Here is a 17013-nt window from a genome sequence, read left to right as displayed (position 1 = left end):
CGGTGCGGGCTCCCCGATACACACGATTTCGGATCAACTGGCAAATGTCCGGGATGGACCGAATGGAATAGCGGAACCCTCAGCCTCTCGCCTGACCGGCGGCGGGGGGTTATGAGCATGCCCCATGTCCCGGTCCTCTTTCACGCTGTCCTGTCACGCGCCCTCCGCTGTCCTGCGCTTCCTCGTCCTGGCCTGCATCATGGTCGGGCTGGTCGGAACGGGCATGCCGGTGTCGGCGCAGGGCAATCCTGCGGCGGCCTCCGCCACCCGTATCGCCGAGGCCGAGGCGGAGGTGCGCGCGGTCGACCGGGCGCTCGACTCCAAGGTCGATGATGACGACCGGCGCGAACTGCGCGACCGGGCGCAGGGCGCCAAGGACTCGACCGACCAGGCGGTGTCCGACCTGACCGAGCAGCTGGCGCTGGTGAATGCGCGGATCACCGGGCTGGGCACGCCGACGCCGGGCGAGGCGGAGGCCCCCGAGCTGGTCGCGCAGCGCAAGGCGCTGTCGCTGCTGCGTTCGACCATCGACGCGGCGATCAAGCGCGGGCGGCTGGCAGGGGTCGAGGCGGGGCAGCTGGTCGACGAGATCGATCAGAGCAAGGCCGCGCAGTTCAACGAGAAATTGTCGTCCAAGGCGCCGTCGCCGCTGAGCCCCGCCTTCTGGACCATCGTGCTGGAACAGGCCCCGCGCGACTGGCGGCGGGTCGGGCTGTTCCTGAAACAGGGCGGCGAACAGATCGCGCAGCAATGGCGCGGCGGCATCCCGTGGCAGGCGCTGCTGGGCTTTGCCCTGGCGGTCATGCTGATCGGCCCGGTACGGCTGGGCGGACACCGGCTGGCGCAACGCCGTCTGATCGCCGAGGCGCCGCCCAGCCGGGTGCGGCGCTCGGCCTATACCTTCTGGCGGGTGGCGGTGGGCACGCTCTGCCCGCTCGCCGCCGCCTTCATCTTTGTCCAGGGGCTGCGCTGGGCAGGGTTGCTGCCACAGCGTTGGACGAGTTTCCTCGACGGTTTCGTCTTCGCCTCGGGCGTGGCGGGATTCACCGCGGCGGTGACCGGCGCGGTCCTGATGCGCAGCCAGCCCTCGTGGCGGATCGCGCCGCTCGACAATGAAACGGCGCAGCGGCTGCGGCCCCTGTCCTGGGGCCTGACCCTGCTGACCTTCATCACCACGATGGTGATGTCGTTCGAGGGCGCGATCGGCAGCAGCCGCAGCGCGGTGATCGCCAGCCAGGCGGTCGAGGCGCTGCTTCACCTGTTGCTGATCGTCGCGACCCTGGTGGTGCTGGGCCAGTTGCGCGCCCGCCGCATCGCGCAGGAGGATGCCGCGACCCATGCCGGGGTCAGTGCGGGACTGAGTGTCGCGACGCTCGTCGCCTGGATCGCGGTCGGGGTGGCCGGGCTGGCGCTGCTGGTCGGCTATATCTGGTTCAGCTGGTTCGTCGCGCTGATGATCGGGTGGACCGTGCTGCTCGGCTCGGCGCTCTATCTGATGCTGGTGGCCGCCGATGATATCGCGACCTCGGTCTTCGTGCGCGACAGCAAGGTCGGCGTAACCCTGACCCGCGCGCTGGGCGTACGCGGCAGCATGATCGACCAGTTCGGGTTGGTCCTGTCGGGCATGATCCGGCTGGTCCTGGTGCTGCTGACGCTGGGCGTGCTGCTCCAGCCGTTCGGGGCGAGCGGCGATCCGGGGGCGGTGTTCGACCAGATCACCAGCGTCGCCGACGGGGTCAAGATCGGCAATGTCTGGATCTCGCCCGGTGCGATCCTGCGCGGGCTGGTGGTGCTGTTCGTCGGGCTGGGGCTGGTGCGCCTGTTCATGCGCTGGCTGGAGCAACGCTATCTGCCCGCGACCGACCTGGACGGGTCGGGGCGTAACTCGGTCAGCCTGGTCGCGCGTTATATCGGCATCGCGCTGGCGGTGATCTGGGCACTGGCGTCGCTGGGCATCGGGGTGGAGCGGATCGCGCTTCTGCTGTCCGCCTTGTCGGTCGGCATCGGCTTCGGCCTTCAGGCGATCACCCAGAATTTCGTCTCCGGCCTGATCCTGCTGGCCGAGCGGCCGATCAAGATCGGCGACCTGATCCGGGTCGGCACTGACGAGGGCGACGTCAAGCGGATCAGCGTGCGCTCGACCGAGATCGAACTGGCCGACCATTCGACGCTGATCGTCCCCAATTCCGAACTGATCACCAAATCGGTGCTCAACAAGACGCTCGCCGGGCCGCTGGGGCGCGTCCAGATCCAGTTCTCGGTCCCGATCGAGACGGATGCGGATATGGTCCGGGGCATCGTGCTCGACTGTTTCACCGCCGAGGAGGCGGTGCTGGCCGATCCGGCGCCCAAGGCGTTCATCGACTCGATCGTCGACGGGCGCATTCATTTCAACTGCTTTGCCCATGTCGAAAGCCCGCGCGCGGCCTATGGCACGCGCAGCGCGGTGCTGTTCGCGTTGCTTTCAGCGCTCCGGGACAAGGATATCGAGATCGGCACCCTGCCGCAGAAGATGGAACTGGTGCGCCATGGCGGGACGGCCAGCCCGGCCGCGCCTGCGCCGCCAGGCCAAGATGAAACCAAGATGAAATGAACAAGTTGGCATTGGTCATAAAAAGGTAACACCAGCTTCTTCGAGCATCCCTATCCGCGCGGCCAGCGACGACCGGAAGGTCGATCGGGGGATAGGGATAATAACCACCATGAACACCAATTTCGTTCGCGCCGCGCTGCTGGGCGGTTCCGCGCTTCTGGCACTCGCCGCCACGCCTGCTTTCGCCGCCGACACTAAGCCTGCCGCCGATCCGGCCCCCGCCGCCGCGGCGACCGATCCCGCCACCGATTCGGGTGAGCTGAAGGACATCGTCGTCACCGCGACCAAGCGCGAGACCAGCCTTCAGAAGACGCCGATCGCCATCTCGGTCATCGACCCGACCGTGCTGAAGGACCGCCACGTCCAGAGCCTGCTCGACCTGGCCGACGGCACCGTGCCGTCGCTCCGCGTCGCCACCTTCGAGGCGCGCCAGTCGGCGCTGACCGTCGGTATCCGCGGCATCGTGCCGTTCGACCAGAACCAGACCGCGCGCGACACCGGCGTCGGCGTCTATTTCGACGGCGTGTATCTGGGCCGTTCGCAGGGCCTGAACGCCGCGCTGTTCGACATCGAGCGCGTCGAAGTGCTGCGCGGGCCGCAGGGCACGCTGTTCGGCCGCAACACCGAGGGCGGCGCGCTGTCGATCGTCACCGCCAGGCCGACCGGCAAGTTCGGCGGCTCGCTGACCGCGGGCTTCGGCAATTACGGTGCGTACAACACCGCCGCGCACGTCAATCTGCCCGAGTTCAACAATATCTCGATCAAGCTGGACGGCGTGATCCAGCACCAGAACCCGTTCGTGAAGAACCCGCTGCCGGGCAGCGTGGGCTGGGGCGCGTACAACCGCGTGGGCGGCCATGTCGCCGCCGTGTGGAAGCCGGTCGACGGCTTCTCGGCCGAACTGTCCTATGACCAGGCCAAGGACGAGAACTCGCCCTTCTACAGCCAGCTGCTGAACTACAACCCGCGCGGCCTGCCGGTCGCGACCATCGCGCAGATCAACGCCAATGGCGGCAAGCTGCCCTCCGGCACCATCGCGCCGCTGTCGCCTCTGGTCGTCGTGTCGGGCGACGATCGCATGAAGACCGCCGATATCGGCGTGCCGCAGCAGTACAGCGTCGACCGTACCCACGGCTTCTCGGCCAAGCTGAACTATGACGTGGCGCCGGGCCTGGAGCTGCGCTCGATCACCGCATGGCGCGGCGTGTCGACCGACCAGTGGGACAATTCGGGCGGTGCGCACCGCACCGTGTTCCTGCCCAACGGCAAGTTCAGCCGCTACAGCCTGTCCTTCATGCAGCAGCACCAGTTCAGCCAGGAATTCCAGGCGGTCGGCAGCCTGCCGCAGCTCGATTACGTGGCAGGCCTGTTCTACTTCACCGAAAACGCCCGCGAGCAGGCGGCGACCCCGTCGACCAACCAGTGGAATGCGGACGGCACCGGCTACACCATCCTGTCGCAGACCGCGCTGGGCACCATCGGTTCGGGCAACCAGGGCTGGGCGCCGGGTTCGTTCTTCTTCCAGCGCGGCAGCTTCGCCCGCGCCTATAGCTATGCGGCCTTCGCGCAGGCGACCTATACCCCGGCGGGCTTCGACGCCTTCCACCTGACGCTGGGCGGCCGCTACACCCACGACAAGCGCAACGGCACGCTGTACCTGGTGCAGGGCAAGTCGACCAACTTCCCCTTCACCTTCGACAACAGCCGGTTCGATCCAATGGTGACGGCGGCGTTCGACGCGACCGACACGGTCCATCTCTATGCGAAATATTCGACCGGCTACCGCGCGGGCGGTGCCAATGACCGGTCGCAGACCTTCGCCTCGTTCGGCGCCGAAGCGGTCAAGTCCTATGAGATCGGGTCGAAGATGGACCTGTTCGACAAGCGTGTCCGCCTGAACCTGGCGGGCTATATCATGGACCGCACCGGCACCCAGATCGACTTCGACAATGTCGACACCAACCCGGCCAGCCCGACCTACAACCTGCACACCGAGGAAACCCGCAACGCGCCGGGCACGTCCAAGATTCGCGGGGTCGAGGCCGACATCACGACCAGCCCGATCGAGGGGATGACGGTCGGCGCCTCCTATGCCTACACCTATACCAACGTGCCGCTGACGCCGAACCCGTTCCTGGGCAACGCGCTGACCCAGGTGTTCGTGGTCTATACGCCGCGCAACGCCGCCTCGGCCTATGCCGATTACGAAGTGCCGCTGGCAGGTTCGGAGGCCAAGGTCCGTTTCCACCTGGACGCCAACTATGCCGACCCGGCCTACAGCTTCCAGAACGAGACGACGCGCACCGACAAGACCTTCGTGATGAACGGCCGCATCGCGCTGGCCGACCTGCCGCTGACCGAGGGCGGCACGAAGATGACCCTGTCGCTGTGGAGCCGCAATCTGCTCAACAACAGCTTCGTCTATCGCCGCTCTGCCGCCAATGCCGCGACGCTGGGCGACTATGGCAACTTCAACCCGCCGCGCACCATCGGCCTGGAGGGCACGGTTCGCTTCTGATCCCGACCCGGATACCCAACTTCAGGGCCGCCCTTCGGGGTGGCCCTTTTTTGTTTATCGTTCCTCCCCTGCAAGGGGAGGTGGCAGGCCGAAGGCCTGACGGAGGGGTATCACGGCGGGCGAGGATGGGCGCATCTCACCATCGGTGATGCCCCTCCACCATGCCGCACACCCTCCCCTTGCAGGGGAGGAACGACTTTGCGCTATCGGCCGGGCAGGATCAGCGACACCACCAGCCCCGGCGCGGCATCGCCCAGTTCCAGCCGCCCGCGATGCAGCCGTGCGATCGCTTCGACCAGCGGCAGGCCCAGGCCATGGCCCCCCGTCGCCCCCCGCGCGGTGTCGAGCCGTCCGAAGCGGCGCAGCGCATGGGCGCGATCCTCGGCCGCGATGCCGGGGCCGTTATCCGTGACGCTCAAGGTCACGCCCTCTTCGCCAGCGTCGAGCGAAATGGTGATCCTGTCGCCGCCATATTTGATCGCATTGCCGATCAGGTTGACCAGCACCTGGGTCAGCAACTGCCGATCCCCGACGAAATCCGGGAGCGCGGCATGGATTGCGATGCTCAGGGAATGGCCCGCATCCTCGGCGACGGGAATCATCATCGCGCCCGTGTCGCGGACCAGCGCGGACAGGTCGAAGGGGGCGAAGCCCGCCTGACGGTGCCCCGCCTCGATCTCGGCGATGCGGAGCAGGGCGGCGAACATGGCGAGCAGCGCGTCGCACTGGGCCAGCGCGGTGCCGGCGCGCTCGGCCTGGGCGGGGTCGCGGGCGTCCTCGACCATGCGTGCCAGCTGGCCGCGCAGCCGCGACAGGGGCGTGCGCAGGTCATGCGCTATGTCGTTCGACTGGCTGCGCATCGCGTCCATCAGCTCGGCGATGCGATCGAGCATACGGTTGAAGGCGGCGGCCTGGCGGTCGAACTCGTCGCCCGATCCGGTCACCGGCACGCGGTGACGGATATTGCCTGCGATGATCGCCTCTACCGTGGCGCGCTGGTCGGCGATGCGGCGGCCGACCAGCATCGAAAAGGCGATGACGCCGCCGACCACGATCAGGATGATCGAGCCGAACCCGGTCAGATAGATGCGCGTCCGCATCGCGCGGTGGCTGTCGAACGGTTCGGTCTCCGCCACCACCGCCAGCCGCCGCCCTTCGCCCGCATCGCGAACCAGCGCGCGGCCATGCGACAGGCCGATGATCCCGTCGCGCTGGCGCAGGTCCGACCGGCCCATCGGCAGGGTGGAGCGCGGGGCGATATTGCCGCCCAGCCGCCGTCCGTCCGCCCCCAGCAGCAACAGGCCGATATCGCCGGTATCGCGCTGCCCCGACAGGGTGGCGATCCGCGCGAGCAGCAGCGGGGTGGGGAGCCGCTTCTCGCCCGCGTCCCGCTCCAGCACCAGATCGGCGATCGCCTCGATCCGGCGATCGACCGCGCGTGCGACCGTCACCCGGTTGGCGGCCAGGATCGAGATGCCGGTGGCGACCGTGGCGATCAGGAACAGGGCCAGGACGGCGATGGTCAGCCCGCGTAGCGACAGACGACGGATCGCGCGCTTGATCATGGTTTCAGCGAATAGCCGATCCCGCGCACCGTTTCGATGGGATCCTCGCCGCCATTCTCGGTCAGCTTGATGCGCAGGCGCCGGATATAGACGTCGACGATATTGGTCTCCGGCTCGAAATCATAACCCCAGACCCGCTCGATCAGCATGGCGCGGGTCAGCACCTCGCCCGCATGGCGTGCCAGTTCGGCCAACAGCTTCAGCTCCAGATTGGCCAGCGTGATCGGCTGCCCACCGCGCCAGGCGCGAAAGCTGGTCGGGCTGACCACGATGTCGCCTGCGCGGATGGTGTCGGTTTCGCTGACCGTCCAGCGGCGGCCCCGGATCACCGCCTGGATGCGCGCGACCAGTTCCTGCGGCTCGACCGGCTTGACGACATAATCGTCCGCGCCCGCTTCCAGCCCGTCGACCTTGTCCGTCGCCATGGACAGCGCGGTCAGCATGACGACGGGCAGGGTGATCCCGCGCGCGCGCAGCGTCTCGACCACCGACAGCCCGTCGAGGCGCGGCATCATCCGGTCGAGGATCACCGCGTCATATTGCTCGCGGTCGATCACGGCGAGTGCGAAGCGGCCATCGATGACATGTTCGACCCGGTGCCCCAGCCCCATCAGGTCGGCGGCGAGGCCATGGGCATAGGTGGCGTCGTCCTCGACCAGAAGCAAATGCAGGCTCATCGTCACTTTCCAAACCGTCTTCGCCTTCGCCCTACCGGGCAAAAGCGCGGTGGCAAGTCCTGCCCTGCCGATCCTAGCCCACCAATTTCACTGGGCCAGCGGAGCCAACCGCTCGCCGAACAGCCGCACGAAACGGTCGAGCGGACAGGGCGCATGGGTGGGACAGCCGCGCACCGTCACGGACCGTGTCGAGACGGCGGCGGCATGGGCGCGGATCCCTTCGGGCGACTGGGTGCGATAATGGACGGTGACGAAGGCCCGGCCCTTCGCATCATGCCAGCGCTCGATCAGGATCGCTCCGCCCGGCGCGGCATCGTTCACGGCATAGCCCGGCGCGACCAGATCGAAGCCGAGCAGGGCGGCCAGCGCGGTGACATTGGTGTCGTGCCCGACCAGCATGTCCAGCTTCGCACCGTCCTTCGCGGTCAGCGCGTCGATCATGTGCCGCCCGAACGCCGCCGACTGGTGCGCGGCCATATAGGGCGAGCGCGAATAGACGTCGAACAGCGCGGCATGGACCGTGCCCAGCCGTGCCAGTATCTTACCGTCGACCGGCACGCCGCCGACCGAGGGCGACAGCCCTTCGGCATATTGCAGCAGCAGCACCTGCGCGGTGCCCGAGGCGGTGCGGATCGGCCCGGTGAGGTCGATGCCATGGCCATCGGCCGAAGGCGTCAGCCGTGCCGGGCCTGCCGGATCGCAGCCCTTGGCATCGCCGCAGCCCAGCACCCGGTCCAGCAGCCGAAGTGCCGGACGGTAGCGCGCGACCAACGCGTCCATGCCGCCGGTGAAGCGATTGATATCCGCCACCGCCGCGTCGGCATCGAAACGGGTGGCACGGGCGCGCAGCGGCTCGAACAGGGGATCGACCTGGCCCATCGGACTATGCGCGACGGGCAAAGCGCAACCCGGGGTCAGCGCCTTGGCATAGGCCTCCCCGCTGGCGATCGTGCGGGACGAGCTGTTGGTGCGGATGCGGATGCTGCCCGGCGCGGGGCAGCCCTGCGGCAACAGGCCGCGCGCGATCCAGGCGGCGCGATCGGCCCGCGCCTCGGCGGCCAGCGCCTCGGCCCCGCGCGGGGTCAGCTCGCTTTCGGGCGTCGTCCAGACCGGCCAGGGCTTGGCGGTGCGCGTGCCGTGCGGCACCTCGCCGTCCAGCGGCGCGCGGACGCCATGCCGCATCAGCACCACCACCCGGTCGAGCGTCAGCCCCTTTGGGGCAGGGACATCCTGCGCCGCGACCGGCACGGCCAGCATGGACAGGGCATAGAGGGCGAGCGGCGCGATCAGGCGGCGGGAAAGGACGGTCATCGCGCGGCTTTGGACCGATTTCGGGTCAGGACTGTGACATTGGCCACGGCTTCGCGAGGCTGGGCCAGCGTCGTGGCAAGATTTTTTAGAAGTCATCAAAATTCGGTCAATAAGTCATCGCGCTGTCACATGCCATCCCTAGCGGGGCCGTCGAAGGCGTCCTGGGGGGCGTCGCCATCAAATTGATCCAGGGGAAATTCCATGACCGCTTCGGCCAAGCGGGCGCATGTCGTGCGCCTGTTGTGCGGCACCGCCGCGACCTTCCTGATTGCCGCGCCGGCTTTCGCCGCCGATCCGATCGTCGCGCCGGACGAACCGGCGGTCGCGGCCGCCGATCCACAGGTCGGTGAGGACGTGGTGGTCAAGGGGCATCGCCAGGCGGTGGTCGATGCGCAGGACGAACAGCTGCGCAGCCAGTCGCTGGCCACCGTCGTCTCGGGCGAGGAACTGCGCCTTCAGCCGCAGCAGAACCTGGCCGACCTGCTGACCCGCCTGCCGGGCATCAGCTCCTCGGTCGACCAGTCGCGCAACGCGGCGGCGACCGGCGAGGCGCAATATGTCTCGATCCGTGGCCTCGACACTTCGTACAACGCCTATTCGCTGGACGGCGTGCGCTTGGCACAGACCGATGCGCGCACCCGCGCCATCTCGATGAACCTTTTGTCGCCCTTCTCGCTCCAGACGGTGCGCGTCGACAAGGCGCCGACCGCCAAGTACGACGGCGACGCGATCGCGGGCATCATCGACATGGTGCCGATCACCGCCTTCGACCTGCCCAACCACCGCACCCAGATCCGCCTTCAGGGCCAGCTGGCGGGCCGTGCCGATGCGCGTCGCCAGGACCCCTGGGGCGGCACCGCACAGGTCGAGACCGCCCAACGCTTCGGCGATTTCGGCGTCTATGCCTCGGCCTATTATGGCCTGAAGCATGTGCTGGGCGAGTCGACGGCCGTGCAGCATGACTGGGAGAAGTATAACAACAACATCTCCGGCATGATCCGCGACAATCTCGACAATCTGTTCGCGCGCGGTGCCCAGTGGCAGTCGTTCCGGAACCGCATCGAGCGGATGGGCGGCACGCTGAACCTCGACTGGAAGGGCGAGGGCACCGACCTGTACCTGCACTCCACCTATGGCCGGTACAATCTGAAGAGCTGGATGGACCAGACCGCGCTGCGCCAGACCAGCCTGGCGCCCGACCAGATCAACCCGAACCCCAACAAGGGCTCGTATGACGCCGCCGGCTATCGCGCCGATTACGGCCTGACCGCGACGCATTATTTCCGCACCGAGCACAGCAACCAGGAGCTGGTGACGTCGAAGCTGGGCGGCCAGACCCGCTCGGGCGACTTCACCTTCGACTATCACGGCGCCTATTCGCGCGGGTCGCAGGACTATCCGCTGCGTATCCAGTCGGGCTTTGCGGGCCGTCCCTATATCGGCACCGCCGATAACACGGGCACGGCGGCCTATCGCATGGTCACCTCGATCGGCCAGCGCACCTTCCCGCAGGTCGTCCTGACCGACGCGGCGCGGGCGTACCTGACCGACCTCAGCAAGCTGCGCCAGTGGTACGTCACCCAGCAGTTCGAGAATACCTGGGAACGCCGCTTGGAGGGTCAGTTCGACACGACCTGGCACCATGCCGATCAGGGCCTCGTCTCGATCTCGGCGGGTGCCAAGGTCGAGGACGCCAAGCGCTATGCCAATGCGCTGGGTGACGACGGCGCGCTGCAATATACCTTCCCCAATGCGGACGGCAGCAACTCGCCGCGCTATGCCGCGACCGGCCCGGTCCTGACCTCGCTGCCCGGCCGTCTGCTCGGCGGGTTCATGAACAACGCCGCGCAGGTGCCGATCTTCCTGATCGACACCGACTATATCGAGAATCAGGTCCGCCAGCTCTCCAGCCCGAAGATCGCCGGACTGGACCCGGTGAAGCTGAAGGAAAACCGTCTCGACGGGCGCGAGAACCGGCTGTCGGGCTATGTCATGACGACGCTGCGGTTCGGCGACCTGGAGGTCGTGCCGGGCGTCCGCTACGAATATAACCGCTTCAAGGGCACCTATTTCCAGGAGCAGGGCAATAGCGGCGCGTTCGTGACCTCCGACCGCCATTACGACCAGTGGCTGCCGAGCGTCATCGCCAATTATCGCCCCAACGATGCGATGGTCATCCGTGCCTCGATCCGGAAGAGCTATTCGCGGCCCGCTTTCGACCTGCTGCTCGGGCCGACGCAGGTGACGCGCAACGACCTGGGCGAGGTGACGGGGGTGTTCATCCCCAATCCGAACCTCGATGCGCAGACCTCGTGGAATTACGACGCCTCGATCGAATATAAGGGCCAGGGCACCGACTTCTTCTCGATCAGCCCCTTCTACAAGGATCTGAATCACGTCCTGTTCGCGACCGGCACCACCAATGCCAGCGGCGACTATAACATCTGGGGCGCCCCCCAGTCGGAACAGCAGGGCGGGGTCGAGGTGTCGAAGCTGACCACCGACGCCACGGGCAAGATCTACGGCGTCGAACTGTTCGGCCGTTACTCGCTAAAGGGTCTGCCGGGGTTGCTCGACGGCCTGGGTCTCCAGGCCAATGTCACGGTGCAGCGCGCGCAGGCGCGGGTGTTCGTCAACGGCCAGATGCGCGACCAGCGCATGACCCAGGCACCGAAGATCATGTACAATGCCGCGCTGTTCTATGCCCATGGCCCGCTGTCGGCGGAATGGAACTACAATTATACCGGCGACCGGCTGTACGATCTGCGCTCCAGCCGTCCGGACACCTATATCCAGCCGACCACCATCTCGAACCTGATCGTCAACTATGTCCTGCCCTCGGGCCTGACGATCGGCGCGTCGGTGCAGAACCTGTTCGACGAACACAGCTATTGGGCGACGACCAGCGAGCGCAAGGCGTACCTCTCGAACGACCGCAAGGGCGGTTATGTCGAGACGGGGCGCATCTACATGCTCAACCTGACCTACGCCTTCTGATCCTACCCTCTCCCCGATCCGGTGCCCGCCCCCATGGGCGCCGGAGCGCACCTACGCCGGCGGCGCATCTTTGTGCCGTCGGCGATTTTGTGTGGGGTTCCTGACCACATGGTCACACGCTAGCATGATCCCGAAGAGAGGACCTGCCAGACATGATGAAACGCCAACGCCGCCAGCATGAGATCGTGGCGTATCTTGCCGAGGGCGGGTTCCACGGAATCGGCGAACTCGCCGAGGCGCTGTCGGTGTCCGAGGAGACGGTGCGGCGCGAGCTGCGGGTGCTCGAGGCATCGGGCGCGGTCGTGCGCGCGCATGGCGCGGTGCGGATCGCCAAGGTCGAGACCGAGGGCTCCTTCGCCACGCGCCTGCAACGCCATGCCGAGGCCAAGCAGCGGATCGCCGCCGCCGTCGCCGAGGTCGTCGCGGACGGGCAGACCATCTATATCGATGCCAGCACCACCGGCCATTATGTCGCGCGGGCGCTTCGGGATCATCAGAGGCTGACCGTGGTGACCAATGCGGTCGGCGTCGCCGCCGAGCTGGGCGGGCGCAACGACAATCGCATCATGCTGGCGGGCGGCGAGATGGATTACGAGTATCGCGCCTGTTTCGATGCCACCGCGCGCGAATATTTAAGCATGTTCACGCCCGCGCTGGCGATCTTGTCCGTCGAGTCGGTCAATCTCGACCATGGTTTCGCCGATTATCATGCGGGCGAGGCGGCCTTGTGCCGGATGATGATCGCCCGCTCGCGCCGCACGCTGATCGCGGCCGACCAGAGCAAGTTCGACCGGCCCGGCACCATCCAGGTGGCGGCGCTGGATGCGGTGGCGATGCTGGTGACCGATGCGCCCCTGTCGCCCGCTTATGCCGAGGCGCTGGCCGGGGTGGAGGTGGTCGTCGCCTGACCCCGCGGGATCAGCAGCGCGATCGTAGCGCCCGCGATTCCGAAACCGGCATGGATCAACCAGAAATGCGGTTGCTCCATGCGCGAATAGAGCGTGCCCAACTGCCCGACCACCAGATGCGCGACAAAGCCGTGGAGATAGAACAGCCCGGTCATCAGCCCGCGCCGTGACGGCGGCGCGGCGGCAGCGACGATCGCCAGCGCCGAGGGCCAGGACAGGACCACCCCGACCGACAGCAATGCGATGGCGCAGACCGGCGCGATCAGCCCGACCTGCGCTGCGCCCCCGGACAGCCCGGCAAGCAGGACATAGGCCATCGCCATCGCCATCCCTCCGGCGGCCAGCTTCATCGCCGGGCCCGGCTCACGCGGCAGGCGCGGCCAGAGGCGATAGGCGAGCAGCGCCAGCGCGATGGTGAACAGCCCGTCCGCCGCCGCCAGCCAGCTTGGCGGGACCGTCATGGTGCCCAGCGTCAGGTCGACGCGCTGTTCGGCCCAGAGCAGCACCATGTTGTTGAGTTGCTCATAGGCACAGAAGCACAATGTCACGGCAATGACCGCGAGGATCACGCGCGGCCAATCGGTGCGGCGATGGTCCGCCTCGCGCGCTTCGAGCAGGCGAACCGGCGGGGCGGTGCGCAGGGTCAGCATCGCCGCGATCATGCTGGCGGCCATGACGACGAAGGCGGCGGCAAATCCGAACCGCAACGCCAGCCAGCCGCCGATCAGCGGCCCCGACAGTGCGCCGCCGTTCAGGCACGCGAGATAGGCCGCATAGAGCCGCTCGCCCGCCGCGCGTCCTCGCAACACCCCAACCTCGGCGGCCAGATTGCCCTTGAGCAGTCCGATCCCGCCGATCAGCAGCGCCAGTCCCGGTAGCGCCCAGCTGCGGCTGGCCAGCGCGAGCAGTCCCAGCGTCATCAGCATGGCGCCGACATACATGGCGAACCGCCGCCGCCCGCTGCGATCCGCGATCCAGCCGCCCAGCGGCAGGACGAGATAGGTGAGCGCGCCGTACAGGCCGTAAAGCTGCGAGGCGAAGGCGATGTCGCCATGTGCACCGGTCACGCCCTCGATCCCGCGGCGCAAGGCGGACAGTCCGATCACCCCCTGGCCGTGGACCAGCAGGTCGGTGACCAGGAACAGGGTCAGTAGCGACTTCGCGCCCTGAATCGCACAACGCTCCCATCCCTCGACGCTGGCGAGCGTCCAGAAACCGGGGGCGGGCGGGGCGGTGTCCCTTTCGCGCATGATGCTGATGTCGGTCCGTCTTGGGGCTTGGGGAGGAAGCGACGGCTCCCTAGCGTCGGTATGTGACGGGTTCGCGGCGCTCGACAAAGCGGCCCGCGCACGGCACCACGGGGCCATGGACCTGTCCGCGATCGTCGCCGATATCGCCGCCGAAATGGCCGAAGCCCCCGACCGGGGCACGCCCGCCGATTATATCCCCGCGCTGTCGGACATCGACCCGCAGCGTTTCGGCATCGCCATCGTCGAGGCGGACGGCCAGTGCCATCTGGCGGGCGATGCCGAGGAGAGCTTCTCGATCCAGAGCATCTCCAAGGTCTTCGCGCTGACCCTGGCGCTGGGCGCGGTCGGCGACCAGCTGTGGCGGCGGGTGGGGCGCGAACCGTCGGGAACCGCGTTCAACTCGATCGTGCAGCTGGAAACCGAGCACGGCATCCCGCGCAATCCGTTCATCAATGCAGGTGCGATCGTCGTCGCCGATGTGATCCTGGGCAACCATGAACCTCGCGAGGCGATCGGCGAGTTGCTGCGCTTCGTGCGTGCGCTGGCGGGGGAGGACGACATCGTCATCGACGCCGCCGTGGCGCGAGGAGAGATGGAGACCGGCCACCGCAACCAGGCGCTGGCCCATTACATGCGCGCCTTCGGCAATCTGCATCACCCCGTCGAGCGCGTGCTGGGCGTCTATTTCCACTTCTGCGCGCTGGCCATGAGCTGTCGGCAGCTGGCGCTGGCGGGGCGTTACCTGATGGCGCGGGGCGTCAATCCGGGGGCGGGGCGCTCGGTCGTGTCACCGCAGCGCGCGCGGCGCATCAATGCGCTGATGATGAGCTGCGGCCATTATGACGGGTCGGGCGAGTTCGCCTTTCGCGTCGGCCTGCCGGGCAAGTCGGGGGTGGGCGGAGGCATATTGGCGATCGTGCCCGGCCGTGCCTCGATCGCCGTCTGGTCGCCCGGCCTTAACGCGCGCGGGAATTCACAGCTTGGTACGCTGGCGCTCGAACGGCTGGTGCAGCGGACGGGCTGGTCCGTGTTCGACCCGCAAGCCGGTTGACCGCCCGCAGGGGGGCAAAGGCCGCCTGCGCGCGCACCGACAGGATCAGGTTGAGCGCGACGCCCGCGATCGAGGCGGCACCGAACATGCGCACGATCCGCTCGCCCGTGACCGCCGTGCCGCAACCCGACAGCGCCACCAGCAGCACCGCGCCGCCGAGCAGCTTCAATCCGGTGCGCAGCCGTGCGTCATGCAGCGTCCCCGCCTCCTTGGCATGGCGATAGGACCCGGCGGCGAGCAGCCAGAAGCCGACGAAGCAAAGGGCGATCGTATCAAGCATGGGCAGGCTCCATGGTCCGGCGCGACCGGCCGGGGGTTTTGGGGGCGGGGCGGGCGCTGATCCGGGCGGCGGCGGCAAAGCCGATGCCGATGGCCAGACAGGACAGGTCGAAGGCGACGAACAGCTGGTCGCCGTCGAGCAGCGAAGGGACCAGCCAGCGCGCGGTGGTCAGCGCGTTGACCACGGGAATCGCGGTCCAGAAGGCGGCGGCGATGGCGAACAGCACGGTCCAGGCGCGGCGTGCGGGCAGGCCGAGCTGCGCCAGTGCCAGCAGGCCCCAAGTCCAGAACATCGCCGACACTTCCATATCCGCGCGACCCTCGAGCGTGGCGGGGATCAGCCGGTTGGCGAGCAGATAGGCGGCCATGCCCGCCGGAAAGGCGGCGATCACCGCGATGTTCAGCCGCTCGGCCAGCTTCAGGCCGAAAAAGGGCGCGGCACCCGGCTTGCGCCGCTTGGCGGTCCACAGCAGCAGGCCGGTGCCGACCATCGCCGCGCCGGTCAGCCCCATCACGAAATAGGCCCAGCGCAGTGCCGGTCCGGCGAAGGTGGCGAGGTGCAGGCCCAGCATGACGCCCGCCGTATCGATCGCGACGGCGGCATCGCCGCTGCGGCTGAGGAACCGGCCGGTCGCGCCGTCATAGGTGGCGATGGGGGTACGCGAATTGATCGCGCCGCGCTTGGCTTGGGCGATGGTGATACGCGCCGCCGCATCGCCGGGATTCTGGACGATGACGCGGGTGGCTGGCCCGCCCAGCCGCTGTTCGGCATCGCGCACCAGCGGCGCGATCGCGACCAGCGGACGCCGTACGCCGCTGGCGGGCACGTCGGCCGGGGTGCCATAGGCGGTCTGCATGAACTGGGCTGGCGAGGCATAGTTCATCAGCACCGGCCAGGGCATGTACATCGTCACCAGCGTGATCAGCCCGGTATAGGTGATCATCGCATGATAGGGCAGGCCGAGCACCGCCGAGACATTGTGCGCGTCGAGCCAGCTGCGCTGCCCCTTGTTCCAGCGCAACGTGAAGAAGTCGGCGAAGATGCGCTTATGCGTGATGACGCCCGAGATGATCGCGCCCAGCATGGCCATCGCGCACAGCCCCGCCAGCCAGCGACCCCAGGGGTGCGGCAGCTGAAGCTGGAAATGGAAACGATAGAATTGCTCGCCGCCCTTGGTCTCGCGCGCGGTCAGGGGGGCGCCGCTGACCGGATCGAGGTCCAGCTCGTCGCCGCGCATCTTGGGATCGGGCTTGGCGGGGATGCGGAAGATGCGCGTCGCGACCGTGCGCGCGTCGGGCAGGTAGATATACCATTGCCGATCGTCCGGCCCGACCCGCGACAGGTAACGGACCGCCGAGTCCGCCGCCTGCGCCGGCGGGGCGGCCTCGGCACGGATTTCCGGCTGCATCCAGCGGGTGATCTCGGGGCGGAAATAGGCCGAGGTGCCGGTCAGGAACATGGTGAATAGGATCCACCCGGAGATCAGGCCCAGCCAGCCATGCGCCCAGGCCATGGTCTGTCGCAGCCCGCGCCGCGCCGCCGCAGCGCTCACGGCCGCACGCCCAGCAGCTTGAGCGTCACCGCCATCACGATCGCCCCGCCCCAGATCACCGCGCTGACCCGGCCCAGCCGGACCTCGTGCAGCGCCCAGAGGCCGATCCCGGCATAGAGCAGGAAGGACAGGATCATCGGCCAGCCGGTCGCCTCGACCCGCGCCGTCGCATCGGGCGCGGGGAGCAGGCGCGCGGTCAGCATCGCGGCGGCGACGGCAAAGGCATAACCACCGAGAATCGCCGTGATCCAGCGCCAAGCCATGGCGAAGCCGCTCCGCCAACGGCCTCCGCCTTGTTCGTCAATGGCTTG

General features: G+C 67.8%; 12 protein-coding genes. 5 read left to right on the top strand and 7 right to left on the bottom strand.

The features are described 5' to 3' along the window. Positions 1-124: 124 nt before the first annotated feature. Positions 125-2593: a DUF3772 domain-containing protein gene (locus ASF14_RS13165; protein ID WP_330218789.1), complete on the top strand. Its 2469-nt coding sequence runs from the start codon at positions 125-127 to the stop codon at positions 2591-2593. Positions 2594-2702: 109 nt separating this feature from the next. Beyond that, positions 2703-5111, top strand: a complete 2409-nt coding sequence (locus ASF14_RS13160; RefSeq protein ID WP_082442251.1) for a TonB-dependent receptor — start codon at positions 2703-2705, stop codon at positions 5109-5111. A 203-nt stretch (positions 5112-5314) separates the two neighbouring features. Here the strand turns inward: ASF14_RS13160 and ASF14_RS13155 are convergent, their stop codons facing one another. From ASF14_RS13155 to ASF14_RS13145, 3 genes are all read right to left on the bottom strand, one after another. Then, on the bottom strand, positions 5315-6676 hold the full coding sequence (locus ASF14_RS13155) for a sensor histidine kinase (protein ID WP_156361184.1): 1362 nt from the start codon (positions 6674-6676) through the stop codon (positions 5315-5317). Next, entirely contained in the window at positions 6673-7353 is a 681-nt protein-coding gene (locus ASF14_RS13150; protein ID WP_201780595.1) for a response regulator transcription factor, read from the bottom strand. The genes ASF14_RS13155 and ASF14_RS13150 overlap by 4 nt, the downstream gene beginning before the upstream one ends. Before the next feature lie 87 nt (positions 7354-7440). After that, positions 7441-8664: a histidine-type phosphatase gene (locus ASF14_RS13145; protein ID WP_056435674.1), complete on the bottom strand. Its 1224-nt coding sequence runs from the start codon at positions 8662-8664 to the stop codon at positions 7441-7443. 201 nt (positions 8665-8865) lie between these two features. On the opposite strand from ASF14_RS13145, the gene ASF14_RS13140 reads away from it, so the two are divergent. Both ASF14_RS13140 and ASF14_RS13135 read left to right on the top strand, forming a co-directional pair. After that, on the top strand, positions 8866-11661 hold the full coding sequence (locus tag ASF14_RS13140) for a TonB-dependent receptor (RefSeq protein ID WP_056435671.1): 2796 nt from the start codon (positions 8866-8868) through the stop codon (positions 11659-11661). Positions 11662-11813: 152 nt separating this feature from the next. After that, positions 11814-12569, top strand: a complete 756-nt coding sequence (locus ASF14_RS13135) for a DeoR/GlpR family DNA-binding transcription regulator (protein WP_056435668.1) — start codon at positions 11814-11816, stop codon at positions 12567-12569. On the opposite strand, the gene ASF14_RS13130 is transcribed toward ASF14_RS13135, so the two are convergent. Then, on the bottom strand, positions 12527-13819 hold the full coding sequence (locus ASF14_RS13130) for an MFS transporter (RefSeq protein WP_056435665.1): 1293 nt from the start codon (positions 13817-13819) through the stop codon (positions 12527-12529). The two genes, ASF14_RS13135 and ASF14_RS13130, sit on opposite strands and share 43 nt — an antisense overlap. A gap of 115 nt (positions 13820-13934) precedes the next feature. Here ASF14_RS13130 and ASF14_RS13125 point away from each other — a divergent pair, with 115 nt between their 5' ends. Beyond that, the gene (locus ASF14_RS13125) at positions 13935-14870 is read left to right on the top strand and encodes a glutaminase (RefSeq protein ID WP_056436367.1); all 936 of its coding nucleotides are present in this window, start codon (positions 13935-13937) and stop codon (positions 14868-14870) included. Here the strand turns inward: ASF14_RS13125 and ASF14_RS13120 are convergent. The 3 genes from ASF14_RS13120 to ASF14_RS13110 are packed head-to-tail and all read right to left on the bottom strand — an operon-like array spanning position 14776 to position 16965. Then, positions 14776-15150 (bottom strand): DUF3325 family protein, encoded by a 375-nt coding sequence (locus tag ASF14_RS13120; RefSeq protein ID WP_056435662.1) that lies wholly within the window; start codon positions 15148-15150, stop codon positions 14776-14778. The two genes, ASF14_RS13125 and ASF14_RS13120, sit on opposite strands and share 95 nt — an antisense overlap. Further along, the gene (locus ASF14_RS13115) at positions 15143-16702 is read right to left on the bottom strand and encodes a PepSY-associated TM helix domain-containing protein (protein ID WP_056435659.1); all 1560 of its coding nucleotides are present in this window, start codon (positions 16700-16702) and stop codon (positions 15143-15145) included. Before ASF14_RS13115 ends, ASF14_RS13120 begins: the two co-directional genes overlap by 8 nt. Then, positions 16699-16965 (bottom strand): iron transporter, encoded by a 267-nt coding sequence (locus ASF14_RS13110; protein WP_156361183.1) that lies wholly within the window; start codon positions 16963-16965, stop codon positions 16699-16701. The genes ASF14_RS13115 and ASF14_RS13110 overlap by 4 nt, the downstream gene beginning before the upstream one ends. Between the last annotated feature and the right edge of the window lie 48 nt (positions 16966-17013).

The organism is Sphingomonas sp. Leaf257 (genome assembly GCF_001422185.1).
Taxonomy (GTDB): Bacteria; Pseudomonadota; Alphaproteobacteria; order Sphingomonadales; family Sphingomonadaceae; genus Sphingomonas; species Sphingomonas yabuuchiae.
This window is presented reverse-complemented; position numbering and strand designations above follow the sequence as displayed.

What these genes read in the sequence shown, in the direction of transcription:
- ASF14_RS13155 (WP_156361184.1), bottom strand. Translation starts at nt 6,676, where the DNA reads ATGATCAAGCGCGCGATCCGTCGTCTGTCGCTACGCGGGCTGACCATC.
- ASF14_RS13165 (WP_330218789.1), top strand. Translation starts at nt 125, where the DNA reads ATGTCCCGGTCCTCTTTCACGCTGTCCTGTCACGCGCCCTCCGCTGTC.
- ASF14_RS13130 (WP_056435665.1), bottom strand. Translation starts at nt 13,819, where the DNA reads ATGCGCGAAAGGGACACCGCCCCGCCCGCCCCCGGTTTCTGGACGCTC.
- ASF14_RS13160 (WP_082442251.1), top strand. Translation starts at nt 2,703, where the DNA reads ATGAACACCAATTTCGTTCGCGCCGCGCTGCTGGGCGGTTCCGCGCTT.
- ASF14_RS13120 (WP_056435662.1), bottom strand. Translation starts at nt 15,150, where the DNA reads ATGCTTGATACGATCGCCCTTTGCTTCGTCGGCTTCTGGCTGCTCGCC.
- ASF14_RS13135 (WP_056435668.1), top strand. Translation starts at nt 11,814, where the DNA reads ATGATGAAACGCCAACGCCGCCAGCATGAGATCGTGGCGTATCTTGCC.
- ASF14_RS13125 (WP_056436367.1), top strand. Translation starts at nt 13,935, where the DNA reads ATGGACCTGTCCGCGATCGTCGCCGATATCGCCGCCGAAATGGCCGAA.
- ASF14_RS13140 (WP_056435671.1), top strand. Translation starts at nt 8,866, where the DNA reads ATGACCGCTTCGGCCAAGCGGGCGCATGTCGTGCGCCTGTTGTGCGGC.
- ASF14_RS13150 (WP_201780595.1), bottom strand. Translation starts at nt 7,353, where the DNA reads ATGAGCCTGCATTTGCTTCTGGTCGAGGACGACGCCACCTATGCCCAT.
- ASF14_RS13145 (WP_056435674.1), bottom strand. Translation starts at nt 8,664, where the DNA reads ATGACCGTCCTTTCCCGCCGCCTGATCGCGCCGCTCGCCCTCTATGCC.
- ASF14_RS13110 (WP_156361183.1), bottom strand. Translation starts at nt 16,965, where the DNA reads ATGGCTTGGCGCTGGATCACGGCGATTCTCGGTGGTTATGCCTTTGCC.